Below are 12,818 nucleotides of genomic sequence, written 5' to 3'. Positions count from 1 at the left end.
CGCGTGACGCTGACTGTTGTCGAGCCTGAGGGGCTCTATCCGGACACCGCGCTTGAACAGCGGGTCATGGGCCCGTCGGTGCGCATCCTGCAGGGGCCGTGCAAGACCTCCCTCGCTGAATTGCCCGACGAGATCTGCCAGCAGGCCGAAGGGCTGATGACGCTGCGCATGGCGGTGCCGGCCGACCAGATCGCGCGCTTCCCGAAGCTCAAGGTCATCGTGCGCATGGGCGTCGGCTATGACCGCGTCGATCGCGTCGCGGCCGCCGCCCGCGGCATCAAGGTCTGCAACGTGCCCGACTACGGCACGCAAGAAGTCGCCGAATTCGCCATCCTGATGGCGCTCGCGCTGCGCCGCGGCCTGACGCTGTACCACGACACCCAACGCGGCCCGAACCCGGCGCCGTGGGCGGTGCTGCGCCACCCGGCGGTGCGCCGGCAGGAGGTGCAGACCTTCGGCATCCTCGGCCTCGGGCGCATCGGCACGGCCGCCGCGCTGCGCGCCAAGGCGCTCGGCTACCGCGTGGTGTTCTACGACCCGGCGCTGCCGAACGGGGCGGACCGCGCCATCGGCGTGACGCGCTGCCGCACGATGGACGAGATGCTGGCCCAGGCCGACGTGCTGTCCATCCATTGCCCGCTGACGCGCCACACGCGCGGCCTGGTCGGCGAGCGTGAGTTGCGCCTGCTGCCGAAGAACGCCGTGGTGATCAACACGGCACGCGGGCCGATCCTCGATATCGAGGCACTGGAGAAGGTGCTGCGCGACGGCCATGTCGCCGCCGCCGGCCTCGACGTCATCCCGGTCGAACCGCCGGTCGAGCCCATCCCGTCCCTGCTGCGCGCCTATCGCGACAAGGAGGAATGGCTGACCGGCCGGCTGATCATCTGCCCGCACATCGCCTTCCACAGCCCCGAGGCCTGGGACGACATCCGTCTGAAGGGGGCGGAGACCATGCGCGACGTGCTGGTCGACGGGTTGAACACCAACGTCATCCCGCCCGAGAGCGATTGACGACGCACCAAGCGTCGCTCTTCCGTTGCAGGTTGGAGATTGCCGCGACGGTTGGGACCGGAGAAGGGCTTTGCCCCTCTCCGGACCTCACCCCACCAAAGGCCTAAGGGCCTCTGGACACCTTGAGTTGGTGCTGGGCGCCGCGGTGGTCGCCGAATGGCAATGCCGTATTGGACAAGGTGTCCAACATGATTCTGGCACCGGGCAAAGCGGGCGTCGCGCCGCTGAGCAAGCCCGTTCTGCCCAACGCCCAGTATCGGTTTCCAAAGGCCCTTAGGCCTTTGGTGGGGTGAGCCCGAGAGGGGCAAGGCCCCTCTCGGTCCCGCGCCGCGACAAGGAGATGACGCCATGATCCGCGATGCCACGGCCCAGGCCGCCCGCCTCACCGCCGCCCGCGCCCTGGTGGAGGACATCCTGGTCCCGGCCGAGGCGCAGATGGACGCCGAGGACCGCATGCCCGACGCCGCGCGCGCCGCGCTACGCGCCCACGGGTTGTTCGGCCTCTCCATCCCCGAGGCGCAAGGCGGCCTCGGCCTGACCATGGAGGAAGAGGCCGGGCTGATGCTCGTCCTTGGTCGTACCGCGCCGGCCTATCGCGCCGTCTATGCGCTCAACAGTGGGGGCGCGGCGCAGATCCTGCTGCGGGCGGGGACCGAGGCGCAGAGGGCGCGCTGGCTGCCGGGCCTGGCGCGCGGCGACCTGATCGCCTGTTTCTGCCTGTCGGAAGCCGAGGCCGGCTCGGATGCTGCCGCGCTGCAAACCACCGCGCGTCGCGATGGCGACGGCTGGCGCCTCACCGGCCGCAAGCGCTGGGTCACCAATGCGCCGGAAGCCGGCATGCTGATGGTGATGGCGCGCACGGGCGGCGCCGGCGCGCGCGGCATCTCCGCCTTCGCCATCGACCCCAACACGCCTGGCGTATCGGTGCAGCCGACGCAACAGAAGATGGGCATGCGCGGCGCGCAGGTCGCCGACATCGTCTTCGAGGACGTCGCCGTGCCCGCGGACGCGCTGGTCGGCGCCGAGGGCGACGGGCTGAAGCTCGCGCTGGCCGGGCTCGACAAGGTGCGGCTGCATCTCGCCGCGCTCTCGGCCGGGCTGATGGAACGGCTGATCGACGAAGGCCGCCGCCACGCGCTGGCGCGCCGCCAATTCGGCAAGCCGCTCGCCGAACAACCCGTCATCGCCGCCCTGCTCGCCGATTGCGTGGCCGAGGCGCTGGCGGCGCGCTGCATGGCACTGGAACTCGCCCGTGCGCGAGACGACGGCACGTTGCGCCCGGCCGATGCCGCCGCCGCCAAGCTGTTCGCCACCGAGGCGCTGGGCCGCGTCGCCGACCGCGTGCTGCAGGTCCATGGCGGCGAGGGCTACATGGTCGGCAGCGCCGTCGAGCGCCTGTACCGCGACGTGCGGCTGCTGCGCATCCTCGACGGCACCTCGGACATCCAACGCATGGTGGTGGCGCGCGGCCTGCTGGGCTGACCGCCGCGAAACCCTGAATCGCGGACGTCTCGCACAAGAGCGCGAGGTGGCCACTGGCGGGCTTGGCCAGCATACCGACTGGTTGGTATGTACCTCGCATGGACGCAACGCCACCCCGACGCCCCGATGCCCGGACCCGCCTTCTCGACGCGGCGATGACCCTGCTGCGCACGCAGGGCTATGCCGCCACCACGGTGGACGACATCTGCGCGGCGGCCGGCGTGACCAAGGGCGCCTTCTTCCATCACTTCCGCAGCAAGGAAGACCTCGGCGTCGCCGCCGCGGTGCATTTCAGTACCTGGCTCGAAGCGCTCTTCGCGCGCTCCGGCTGGCGCGACCATGCCGACCCGCTCGACCGCGTCCTCGCCTATGTCGATTTCCGCATCGCCATCTTCCGCGGGGCGATCCCGCACTTCACCTGCCTGCTCGGCATGATGGTGCAGGAGACCTTCGCCACCCATCCGGCCATCCGCGCGGCTTGCCAGGACGGCATCACGATCCATGCCGCACCACTGTGCGACGAAATCGCAGCGACGATGCAGGCGCGCGGCATCACGGGCTTCACGGCGGAGAGCCTGGCCCTGCATGCCATGGCGGTCATCCAGGGCGCCTTCGTCCTCGCCAAGGCGGATGGCGGGCCGGACCTCGCGGTCGACAGCCTGCGGCACCTGCGCCGCTACGTCGAACTGCTCCTCACCGCCCCCCAGGAACACCAAGGAAACGCCGCATGACGCAGATAGCGACAAGCCTCTGGTTCGCCACCCAAGCCGAGGAAGCCGCGCGCTTCTACTGCGCCACCATCCCCGGCGCCGCGCTGGGCGAGATCATCCGCATCCCGCCCGGCGGCCCCGGCCCGGCCGGCGGCGTGCTGCTGGTGGAATTCGCGCTGAACGGCACGCCGATGCTGGCGATGAACGGCAATCCGGGCGAGGCCTTCACCAACGCGGTCTCGCTCTCCGCCCTCTGCGACAACCAGGCCGAGCTGGACCAGGTGTGGGACGCGCTGCTGGTCGGTGGCCAGGCGCAGGCCTGTGGCTGGCTGAAGGACCGCTACGGCGTCGCCTGGCAGCTGGTGCCCGAGGCGCTGCCGCGCCTGATGAAAGCCGGCAACGAAGCGCAACGCGGCCGCGTCATCGCCGCGCTGATGCAGATGGTGAAGATCGACGCCGCCGCGCTCGAAGCGGCGTTCAACGCATCCTGAACCGCACACAAAGGAGAACGCCCATGACCTATGTCGATGGCTTCGTGCTCGCCGTACCGAACGCGAAGAAGGAGGCCTATCGCCTCCATGCCGAGAAGACGGCGCCGATGCTCAAGGAACACGGCGCCCTGTCGATGACCGAATGCTGGGGCGACGACGTGCCCGAGGGCAAGCTCACCTCCTTCCCCATGGCGGTGAAATGCGAAGCGGATGAGACGGTCGTCTTCTCCTGGATGACCTGGCCATCGAAGGAAGTCCGTGACGAGGGCTGGAAGAAGATCATGGCCGACCCGCGCATGAAGATGGAGCCGGGCGACGTCCCCTTCGACGGCAAGCGAATGATCTATGGCGGCTTCACGACCCTGCTGCAGGCCTGAACAACGCGACCGACGGAGCAACCACCATGCCGATCACCCCCTACCTGTTCTTCGAAGGCAGCGCCGAGGAAGCCATCGGCTTCTACAAGACCGCCCTCGGCGCCGAGACGGTGATGCTGATGCGCAACAGCGACTCACCCGAGCCGCCGCCGCCCGGCATGATGCCGCCCGGCAGCGAGAAGAAGATCATGCATGCCGAGATCCGCATCGGCGACGCCACCCTGATGCTCTCGGACGGCCATTGCGCCGGTGCCGCAAAATTCGCCGGCTTCGGCGTCTCCCTGCCGGCGCGCGACGCGGCGCAGGCCGCCATGTACTTCGCCGGCCTGTCCGATGGTGGCGAGGTCCGCATGCCGCTCGGCAAGACCTTCTTCAGTCCCGCCTTCGGCATGGTCCAGGACCGCTTCGGCCTGCTGTGGATGGTCGCCGTGCCGATGGAAGGCGCGTGATGGACCCCGCGCTCGACCTGGTCATCGAACGCGAGCTCGACGTAGCACCAGGCATGCTCTGGGCCTGCTGGACGCAGCCGAAGCTCATGGAGCAGTGGTTCTGTCCGGTGCCCTGGCGAATCAGCGATGTCGATCTCGACCTGCGCCCCGGTGGTCATTTCCGCGGCGTCATGCGCGGCCCGAACGGCGAGGCGATGCCGAATGTCGGCTGCTACCTTGAGGTCGTGCCGGAACGCCGGCTGGTCTGGACCGACGCGCTGACCGGCGGCTATCGGCCGGCCGCCGCCAGCTTCATGACCGGCATCATCACCTTCGAGCCGATCGCCGGCGGCACGCGTTATCGCGGCCTTGCCATGCACGCGACGGAGGAAGCCCGCGCCAGGCACGAGGCGATGGGCTTCCACGACGGCTGGGGCAAGGCGACGGACCAGCTGCTCGCGCTGGCGCGGACGCTGTGACGAGGGCCGGCACGACGTGGCCGAGCACCGGAACCGGAGAGGGCTTTGCCCCCTCCGGACCTCCCCCACCAAAGGCTTAAGGCCTTTGGAAACCTCACACGTGGCGCTGGGCAGGGCGGAGATTTCGCGCGTGCGTGAGGTTCACCTCGCCCGGTGCCATAAAGCCTCCCGGACACGCTGCCCCGCGCGACTTCTTCATGTCGGCAACGCCGTCGGGCCCAGCGCCGATTCAAGGTGTCCAGAGGCCCTTAGGCCTTTGGTGGGGTGGTTTGGAGGCCCATACCCACTTATACCGAACTCGCCTGGATCCATAGCGAGCGGGGACCCGGTCCCGCCCTCAGCTCTGCTGCCGTAGGTTCAAATCGGGGACACGCAAGCATCTTGATTTGCTGCTGACGGGCTGATCTGGGCTGGACGTCGTACCGTTGGTTCGAATCCCACCCTCTCCGCCAGTGCCCTCTTTTCATACACCGCAGACATCCCGCCAAAGCCCAGGAATTCCGGGGCTTTTTCGTTTCTGCGCCCATGCGCAGACATCCCTGGACGTGCCCATAACCGGCGCATAGACTGTGCCCCTGTTGGACGCGAACCGGGGGCTTTCGCCATGGCGCCGAAGGCGTGGACGACGAAGGAAGTCGAGGCGGCGTTGCGCGGCCAGTGCGAGGGGCGCCATCGTGTCGCCCCCGGCCTCTACCTGCGTATCGAGGCGCCGAAGCCCGGCGAGGGCGGGCGGGCCTCGTGGTCCTTCCGTTATCAGATCAACGGGCGCTCCAGGATAATGGGCCTCGGTGCCGTCGGCGACGTGACGCTGGCCGCGGCGCGCCGGAAGGCCGAAGAGGCACTGCTGCTGGTCCGCGGCGGTGCCGACCCTCTCACCCTGCGCGAGCAGCGCGCCCGTGAGGCCGCTGCGGCGGCTCTGGCCGCGCGCATGCCGTCCTTCCGCGAAGCCGCCCAGCAGCACATCGAGAGCCAGCAGGCTGGATGGCGGAACGAGAAGCACGCGGCTCAGTGGGCGGCGACGCTGGAAACATACGCCTATCCCCATTTCGGCGACGTACCGGTCGACCGGATCGACACCGATCACGTCCGTGCGGCGCTTAACCCGATCTGGACGACGAAGCCCGAGACGGCCTCGCGCGTGCGCGGTCGCATCGAGGCCGTGCTGGATTCGGCGAAGGTGCGCGGCTGGCGGTCGGGCGAAAATCCGGCCCGGTGGAAGGGCCACCTGGCCCTGCTGCTGCCGAAGAAGGCCAAGGTGCAGGCGGTTGAGCATCACGCCGCGCTCGACTGGCGCGACCTGCCGGCGTTCTGGGGCGCGCTGGCAGCACGCGGCGGTGCCGCGGCGCTGGCGCTGCGCTTCGCCATCCTGACGGCGGCCCGATCCGGCGAGGTGCTCGGTGCGACCTGGGCCGAGATCGACACGGTGCAGCGCCTCTGGACGATCCCGGCGGCGCGTATGAAGGCGGGCCGCGAGCATCGCGTTCCGCTCAGCGATGCTGCGTTGGCGGTGCTGGCGGAGGCCCGCGCCGCCGGCGATGGCGAAGGGGATGCGCGCGTCTTCGCCGGGCGGGGAAGCGGCGGTGGCCTGTCGTCGATGGCGATAACCATGATGTTGCGGAAGATGAAGCGTCCCGGCACGAAGAAGCCCTGGACCGACGCCGCCGGCGAGACGGTGACGGCGCACGGCTTCCGCAGCACCTTCCGCGATTGGGCGGGCGAGGCGACGCACCATCCGCGCGAGGTGATCGAGCAGGCGCTGGCGCATGGCCTCAAGGACAAGGCCGAGGCTGCGTATGCGCGCGGCGATCTGCTGACAAAGCGCGCCACCCTCATGGCCGAATGGGCCACCTACTGCACGCGTCCCGCCGGCGCCGTGTTGCCGATGCACAAGGCCGCTGCGCAATGACATTGAGCACGGAGGACGAAGCGGCCCACGACGCAGAATTGGCGCTCGCGCCCGTGGTTGCAGTGATGAAGGAGACGACGCGTAGGCGAATCGCTGCCCTGCCGCCGGCAGACCGCACTCCGCTGCTCGCACAGGCATATGCGCTGTTCGTTCTGAGCGACTTGGCGAAGGCGCATCAGGAAACCGGCAGCCCTGTCGCGGACTGGCTCGACGGCGAACACATCACAGAGGCTTTCGCTGGAATCGAATTGCTCGCGAAGCATGGTCGCCTCGCACCGGCCGAATTTCTGATGCCCGATGAACTGCGCGGTGACTTCCGCAGCGTGGTCGATGAAATCCGTAAGATTGCGGTGATGGGTCGCTTTGCGATGGAGCAGGGGCGCAAGGCAGGCTCGGATGCGAACGCGAAGAAGGCGCACGCGAAGCATAGCGCGCGCGACGCGATCATGCGCGAGGCGTGTTCGGCCCTTCCTGCCGGTGCTTCGGACAAGGACCGGATGGCCGCCGCGTGGCAAGCCCTAAAGGCGCGATGGCCCGAATGGTGGCCGGCATTCTCCAGCAGGGAGGACGAGCCGTCCGATGTCGATCTGGAATGCGCGTTGCCCAAACTGACGCAGTTTCGGGCCATCGTGCGAATGAAGCCACCTGGATAGGCGGCAGAAAATTATTGCGATGTCCTGACGACTCCGCAAACGGCGTTGTGGCGTCCGACCCGGCCGTGGGCTTTCTGGTGAGCCTCCATCAACCCGGAGGCACCCGATATGCCTGCATCACCCAAAGCACCCGACCCCTCGACGCTGCCGCGCGTAGCGCTCTACGCCGACTTCATCGACGGGTCACCCGAGACGCTTGCTGTCTCCATCTCCGAAGCGTGCAGGATCGTCGGCATCGGCCGCTCGACCCTTTACGAAGCCTTGGCGCGCGGCGAAATCGAAGCGGCGCAGGCGGGCCGGCGCACGATCGTCATCGTCGAATCCCTGCGCCGCTACGTTGCGGCCCTGCCGCGCTACCGGGCCGGCTGCGGTATGGCCGATGCCGTGACCGCGAAGGCCGGCCGCCGTGCTGGCCGGAAGACGGCGGCATGAGCGCCGATCCGAGCCAAGGTTCGCGCCGGGAGCGCCGCGCTCGAGCTGCTGAGGAACGCCGCCGGCAGCGTTCGGCTCAACGGCGGATGCAGCCGGCCATTGCCCATTACGAACGGCACGGCTGCGCCTTCTGCGGCGCCAAGGACTTCAGCGCGCCGTACCTGCTGGCCCTCGACCCTGCCGGGCAGTCTTGTGGCATCTGCGGCCAGTGTTGTCTTGCCGTGCCGCAGCCGCTCCTGTGGAAGGTCATCGGCATCTGCGCGGACATGCACAAAGCGCCCGGCGGCGGCTTCGACCTGCCGCGCGGCGCTTGGCTCGACGACGACCTGTTGTGGTTTCGTGACAACCCCGGCCGCAGCCTGCGCCTCCGCCGCGCATGGCCCGGCGAGTTGCAGCAGATGGCAGCCGATGGCGCGGCCGGCATTGTTCCAAGCTCAGCCGGCGCCCGTAATCTCCTGGCGCAGGACATCGAGGGTGCCGAACGCGGCGCGTGCGTCGCCGCCGTTATCGTCCGGCAGATCAGGCCGGGATTGCGGCTCCGCCTGCCCATCGGTCTGCTCTTGGGGACGCTGGACCATGGCGAATTTTCCGAGGAAGCCATCCGCTGCTTTATCACGGATGAGCAGGCCGCGCGTATCGACGCCGCCGTCGCCGATCCTGGCGCATTCGAAGGCGAAGTGGCGCGGCAGGCGGCGTGCCGCATCGACGAACCGCTCATCGCAATGGCCCGCGCGTACGGCCGGGCTCCCGTCAGATGACGATGACGGGCGGGGCTCAAATGCCCCGCCCGCCGGCCCGATTGATTGCTGCTCGAACAATCCGGGCTCCACGCGGCCCAACACGCAGGGAGGCCCTAATGGACAGCACGTTTCCGGGCGCCATCGCCCTTGACGTGGCGCCGGTCTGGTGCGGCGTCTTTGGGTCGCGTGACCATGCGGTGCAGATCGTCGGCACGCGCCTCGTGCACCGCGCACAGGCCGAAGCCGACGCGCACAGGGTGGGCGGCATCGGCTATCGCGGCACCGGGCTCGCACTTGGAGACGATGCCGGACACGGCTGGCGCCTCGCGGCCATCGTGCGGTCACCCGACGTATTTCCTGGCCCGCATACGCGCCGCTGGCCCGATGACGCGCCGTTGCTGCTCGTGGCCTACTTCGACACCGAGCAAGCCGCCGTGGCGGACCTAACGACGTGCTGCGACAGGCGGCTGATAGCGACGGGCTTTCTGCCCCTGCGCGATCCACCGGGCGGGCTGGTCACGCAGGCGATGGATGCGGCGGGCATCGCGGCGCTGCTTGGCATTGGGCAGACGGTCACGCCGCAACCGGCAGCGGAGCTAGCGCAGGCCAAACAGGAAGGCGCCCAGGCCGTCAACACACCAGCCGAGCCGAACGGTGAGGCAGCAGCCGCAGAAGCCCCTCAGGGGCTGCGTGGACAGCTGCGGCCTTTCCACACCGTCGGCGATGGCGACCTGACGGTGATACGAAGCTGCGACCCCAGCTTCGTCGGCAAGACCTATCGGCTCGACAACGCGGGTCAGATCGCGAAGACCGTCGCCGCCCATGTCACGACTGGTATTGGATACCCCTGCGCCGTGCCCGACGAGCAGACTATGGCGGCGCTGCTTGCCGTGGTCACGGAAGCGAACGCCCTTGCGGTCTGCACCGGTGCCTTCCATGGCGCGGATGGACGGCCATTCAAAGTGGTAACGGAACGCGATCTGGCCGCGATGCTCGGCATGGCAGTCGGGCAGCAAGCGCCGGGTGGCGTGCAGACGGCCGACGGCACGCGCGTTGCGGCGCGCTTGAAGCGCGGCATCGAGCCCACTTGTTGGTTGCTGCTCGATGCCGACGATCCGGAAGGCATGCCCGATGAATGGCGCGGACTCGACATCAGCGCCCGGCTCGCTCTGATGGAACGGCTCGTACCGGGCATTTCGACATGTGAGCGCATCGAGCTGCGCGGGTCATCCAGCCGCGTCGTGCAGGTGGGTGGTCAGCCGGGGCACCGCACCCACGCATGGATTCGAGTATCGGATCCAGGCTTGGTCGAGACGCTCCGTGGCGCCGTGCAGGTCCGCATGGTGACGGAGGGCCTGTTCTTCAATTCGCCGCGCCGCTCGCGCGAAACGGGCGAGATCATTGGCCATGCGCCGCGCACGCTGATTGATCTGGCACCTTGGTTGCACGGTCGGCTGGTGTTCTGCGCCCGGCCCGATGTGCGGATTGAAGGTTACATGGTCGCGGATGCCGGCATCGTCATCGTCAACGCCGGCGCAGGTCCGCTCGACATTTCGGGTGTGAGCCTGGCAGCGGCGCAATTTCTCACCGAACGCGGCTATGGCCGCGTGCCGGCCGCGAGCGACACCCCTGGCGGTGATCTGCGCGCGATGCATCTGGAAGCGCTTAAGGCCCTCTGCGACGGCAATCCCGCCGCCGTCGCTGGCGCCGCGGTTATTGCCGCCAGCGCCGCTATTGAGGCGCGGCAAGCTGCTACAGCGGCTGAAGCCGCCGCTGACACCGTGCGCGACGCCCGCCTCTTTGCAGAGGCGGACGCCGAGGGGCGCGCGACCCGTGTGATCGATGTGGAGGCCGATCGAGCCTCCGACGAGGTACCTCATGGCGAAGCGACGACCTCTGCCGGCCGCGGCTGAGTCCGCAAACGCGTGTCGCCGCCGGGCGGCATGGCGAGTGTCGGCTTGCTCAGAGTGTCGGCTTGCGTTCGGAAGTCGACAATTCTATCTCCATTCGGCGGGCGCGGAGGCCCGACGGGATGGCGATCTACGGCTATGCACGGGTCAGCACTGAAGAGCAGACGGCCGAGGGACACAGCCTCGACGCGCAGGCGCGCATGATCACCGGCAAGGCGATGACCCTCGGCGACGACGCGGTGCGCGTGTTTGTCGATGCCGGCGTTTCCGGCGGCACGCCCGTCGCTCAGCGCCCGGAGGGGGCCGCACTGCTCGCAGCGCTGCGGAAGGGCGACGTGGTGATAGCCGCTGCGCTCGACCGCATGTTCCGCGATACGCGCGACGCGCTGAACACCATTCACGACTTCAAGCAGCGCGGCATCAGCCTGCGTTTCCTGAACCTCTTCGAAGGCGGCGACGTGGTGTTCAACGGACACGCCAAGATGCTGTTGACGATCCTCGCGGCGTTCGCAGAGGAGGAGCGCGCAGCCGTCGGGCGTCGCACGAAGTCGGTGCGCCAGTACCTCGACGCGCAGGGCTCATACGCCGGCGGCAAGGTGCCCTATGGCTATCGCGTCGGGCCTGACGGCATGCTGGTGTCCATCGCGGCACAACAGCAGGTGATCGTCGCGGCGCGGACGATGCGGGCCGAGGGCGCCAGCCTACGCGACATACGGGCGAAGATCGAAGCACAGCACGGCGCGCGGCTCGCACTTGACACCATCGCTCGCGTCACGAAGGGCGTAAACTGACCGTCTCTCCGATTTTTCATACCGACTGGAAGTTGGGTACAACCGCCTCGTAGAGTGCCGTCTTGGCTTTTGTGGTGAGATGCAGCTCAAGTGTAAGTGACGTGCCCCCCGAATGTATCCAGTCAGACGGAGAGTCCTCTGCGTTGATGGCTGATGGTTGAGGTGATGGCAACGGGGTTGGGGGCATGCCCCCAACCCCGTTGGCCGGCAATCTCGGCGGGGGTGAGCCCGCCAAGTTTCGAATGAGGCCGGACGGTGTTGTAGTCGTGCCGCCAGGCGGCCAACACCGCTCGAGCCTGGGCCATCGAGGTGAATAGCGTCTCGTTGAGACATTCATCCCGCAGGCGGCCGTTGAAGCTCTCGACGAACGCGTTCTGGGTCGGCTTGCCCGGGGCGATGTAGTGCCATTCCACCTGCCGTTCCTGCGACCAGCGCAGGATCGACGTCGATGTCAGCTCCGTACCGTTATCACTGACCACCGCCAGGGGCTTGCCGCGGATCGCCGCGATCGCGTCGAGTTCGCGCGCCACCCTGGCACCCGACAGCGACGTATCGGCCACCAGTGCCAGGCATTCGCGCGTGAAGTCGTCCACCACACACAGGATGCGGAACCGTCGGCCACAGCCAAACGCGTCGGAGACGAAGTCCAGTGACCAGCGCTGGTTCGGACCCTGCGGCAACATCATCGGCGCCCTGGTCCCCAGCGCCCGTTTCCGGCCGCCGCGGCGGCGCACCTTCAGCCCCTCCTCGCGGTAGATCCTCAGCAGCTTCTTGTGGTTCGGCGACAGGCCCTCCCGCGCCAGCAGATAACCCAGACGCCGATAGCCGAACCGCCGCCGCTCGGCAGCCAACTCTCGCAGCCGCTGCCGCAGGCCGGCATCGTCCGGCCGGCTCGGCTGATACCGCGCCACGCGCCGCGCAATGCCGATCAGATCACACGCCCGACGCTCGCTCAGCCCGTGGCAGTCCCGGGCATGAGCGACCGCACATCGCTTCGCGCCGGGCGTCACCATTTTTTTGTCGAGATGTCCTTCAGCACCGCGATGTCGAGCATCGCTTCCGCCAGCAGCTTCTTGAGCCTGGCGTTCTCCTCCTCCAGCGTCCGAAGCCGCTTGGCCTCGGTCACCTCAAGGCCACCAAACTTGGCCTTCCATTTGTAGAAGGTCGCCCCGCTGACCCCGTGCCGACGGCAAACTTCCGCCGTCGCCGCCCCAGCTTCCTGTTCCTTCAAGATCCCGATGATCTGCTCATCGCTGAACCTGCTGCGCTTCATTCGTCCGTCCCCTTGCGAAACGGACTCTACCGAAACATGGCTCCATTTTAGAGCCCATCCGGAAAGAAGTTGAGTCGATTGAATCGGCTGTGATTCGCTGTGTCCGTGGACGATTCGCGGGGGCAGACGGAT

The 12,818-nt window shown here is 68.1% G+C and carries 14 protein-coding genes; 13 read left to right on the top strand and 1 reads right to left on the bottom strand.

All coding sequences use genetic code 11. From position 1 onward, the window contains the following. Positions 1-3 precede the first annotated feature (3 nt). The 13 genes from IEY36_RS08705 to IEY36_RS08645 all read left to right on the top strand — a co-directional run bounded on the left by IEY36_RS08705 (position 4) and on the right by IEY36_RS08645 (position 11,413). Positions 4-1,014: a C-terminal binding protein gene (locus IEY36_RS08705; protein ID WP_229681216.1), complete on the top strand. Its 1,011-nt coding sequence runs from the start codon at positions 4-6 to the stop codon at positions 1,012-1,014. Between the two features lie 348 nt (positions 1,015-1,362). Next, positions 1,363-2,496 (top strand): acyl-CoA dehydrogenase family protein, encoded by a 1,134-nt coding sequence (locus tag IEY36_RS08700; protein WP_188966668.1) that lies wholly within the window; start codon positions 1,363-1,365, stop codon positions 2,494-2,496. A gap of 98 nt (positions 2,497-2,594) precedes the next feature. Continuing rightward, a complete protein-coding gene (locus IEY36_RS08695; protein ID WP_188966667.1) occupies positions 2,595-3,227 on the top strand; it encodes a TetR/AcrR family transcriptional regulator in 633 nt (210 codons plus the stop codon). After that, positions 3,224-3,697, top strand: coding sequence for a VOC family protein (locus IEY36_RS08690; protein ID WP_188966666.1), 474 nt, complete (start codon positions 3,224-3,226; stop codon positions 3,695-3,697). Before IEY36_RS08695 ends, IEY36_RS08690 begins: the two co-directional genes overlap by 4 nt. A gap of 23 nt (positions 3,698-3,720) precedes the next feature. Continuing rightward, positions 3,721-4,074, top strand: a complete 354-nt coding sequence (locus IEY36_RS08685) for a DUF1428 domain-containing protein (RefSeq protein WP_188966665.1) — start codon at positions 3,721-3,723, stop codon at positions 4,072-4,074. A 26-nt stretch (positions 4,075-4,100) separates the two neighbouring features. Beyond that, positions 4,101-4,523, top strand: coding sequence for a VOC family protein (locus IEY36_RS08680; protein WP_188966664.1), 423 nt, complete (start codon positions 4,101-4,103; stop codon positions 4,521-4,523). Continuing rightward, positions 4,523-4,981 (top strand): SRPBCC family protein, encoded by a 459-nt coding sequence (locus tag IEY36_RS08675; protein ID WP_188966663.1) that lies wholly within the window; start codon positions 4,523-4,525, stop codon positions 4,979-4,981. The genes IEY36_RS08680 and IEY36_RS08675 overlap by 1 nt, the downstream gene beginning before the upstream one ends. 604 nt (positions 4,982-5,585) lie before the next feature. Continuing rightward, on the top strand, positions 5,586-6,887 hold the full coding sequence (locus tag IEY36_RS08670; RefSeq protein WP_188966662.1) for a tyrosine-type recombinase/integrase: 1,302 nt from the start codon (positions 5,586-5,588) through the stop codon (positions 6,885-6,887). After that, the gene (locus IEY36_RS08665; RefSeq protein WP_188966661.1) at positions 6,884-7,540 is read left to right on the top strand and encodes a hypothetical protein; all 657 of its coding nucleotides are present in this window, start codon (positions 6,884-6,886) and stop codon (positions 7,538-7,540) included. The genes IEY36_RS08670 and IEY36_RS08665 overlap by 4 nt, the downstream gene beginning before the upstream one ends. 108 nt (positions 7,541-7,648) lie before the next feature. Next, the gene (locus IEY36_RS08660) at positions 7,649-7,972 is read left to right on the top strand and encodes a helix-turn-helix domain-containing protein (protein WP_188966660.1); all 324 of its coding nucleotides are present in this window, start codon (positions 7,649-7,651) and stop codon (positions 7,970-7,972) included. Then, complete coding sequence (locus tag IEY36_RS08655) at positions 7,969-8,730, top strand: hypothetical protein (RefSeq protein WP_188966659.1); 762 nt, start codon at positions 7,969-7,971, stop codon at positions 8,728-8,730. Before IEY36_RS08660 ends, IEY36_RS08655 begins: the two co-directional genes overlap by 4 nt. A 98-nt stretch (positions 8,731-8,828) precedes the next feature. After that, positions 8,829-10,625, top strand: coding sequence for a hypothetical protein (locus IEY36_RS08650; RefSeq protein WP_188966658.1), 1,797 nt, complete (start codon positions 8,829-8,831; stop codon positions 10,623-10,625). A gap of 119 nt (positions 10,626-10,744) precedes the next feature. Continuing rightward, positions 10,745-11,413 (top strand): recombinase family protein, encoded by a 669-nt coding sequence (locus IEY36_RS08645; protein WP_188966657.1) that lies wholly within the window; start codon positions 10,745-10,747, stop codon positions 11,411-11,413. A gap of 122 nt (positions 11,414-11,535) precedes the next feature. On the opposite strand, the gene IEY36_RS08640 is transcribed toward IEY36_RS08645, so the two are convergent. Continuing rightward, a protein-coding gene (locus IEY36_RS08640; RefSeq protein ID WP_373290315.1) for an IS3 family transposase occupies positions 11,536-12,686 on the bottom strand; the annotation gives its coding sequence in 2 pieces (ribosomal slippage) (positions 11,536-12,434 and positions 12,434-12,686; 1,152 coding nt in all). Between the last annotated feature and the right edge of the window lie 132 nt (positions 12,687-12,818).

It is taken from the genome of Neoroseomonas lacus (assembly GCF_014644535.1).
Taxonomy (GTDB): domain Bacteria; phylum Pseudomonadota; class Alphaproteobacteria; order Acetobacterales; family Acetobacteraceae; genus Neoroseomonas; species Neoroseomonas lacus.
The sequence above is the reverse complement of the archived record's forward strand: the minus strand, read 5'-3'. Positions and strand labels throughout refer to the sequence as shown.

What these genes read in the sequence shown, in the direction of transcription:
- IEY36_RS08685 (WP_188966665.1), top strand. Translation starts at nt 3,721, where the DNA reads ATGACCTATGTCGATGGCTTCGTGCTCGCCGTACCGAACGCGAAGAAG.
- IEY36_RS08655 (WP_188966659.1), top strand. Translation starts at nt 7,969, where the DNA reads ATGAGCGCCGATCCGAGCCAAGGTTCGCGCCGGGAGCGCCGCGCTCGA.
- IEY36_RS08645 (WP_188966657.1), top strand. Translation starts at nt 10,745, where the DNA reads ATGGCGATCTACGGCTATGCACGGGTCAGCACTGAAGAGCAGACGGCC.
- IEY36_RS08670 (WP_188966662.1), top strand. Translation starts at nt 5,586, where the DNA reads ATGGCGCCGAAGGCGTGGACGACGAAGGAAGTCGAGGCGGCGTTGCGC.
- IEY36_RS08675 (WP_188966663.1), top strand. Translation starts at nt 4,523, where the DNA reads ATGGACCCCGCGCTCGACCTGGTCATCGAACGCGAGCTCGACGTAGCA.
- IEY36_RS08690 (WP_188966666.1), top strand. Translation starts at nt 3,224, where the DNA reads ATGACGCAGATAGCGACAAGCCTCTGGTTCGCCACCCAAGCCGAGGAA.
- IEY36_RS08680 (WP_188966664.1), top strand. Translation starts at nt 4,101, where the DNA reads ATGCCGATCACCCCCTACCTGTTCTTCGAAGGCAGCGCCGAGGAAGCC.
- IEY36_RS08660 (WP_188966660.1), top strand. Translation starts at nt 7,649, where the DNA reads ATGCCTGCATCACCCAAAGCACCCGACCCCTCGACGCTGCCGCGCGTA.
- IEY36_RS08695 (WP_188966667.1), top strand. Translation starts at nt 2,595, where the DNA reads ATGGACGCAACGCCACCCCGACGCCCCGATGCCCGGACCCGCCTTCTC.
- IEY36_RS08665 (WP_188966661.1), top strand. Translation starts at nt 6,884, where the DNA reads ATGACATTGAGCACGGAGGACGAAGCGGCCCACGACGCAGAATTGGCG.
- IEY36_RS08700 (WP_188966668.1), top strand. Translation starts at nt 1,363, where the DNA reads ATGATCCGCGATGCCACGGCCCAGGCCGCCCGCCTCACCGCCGCCCGC.
- IEY36_RS08650 (WP_188966658.1), top strand. Translation starts at nt 8,829, where the DNA reads ATGGACAGCACGTTTCCGGGCGCCATCGCCCTTGACGTGGCGCCGGTC.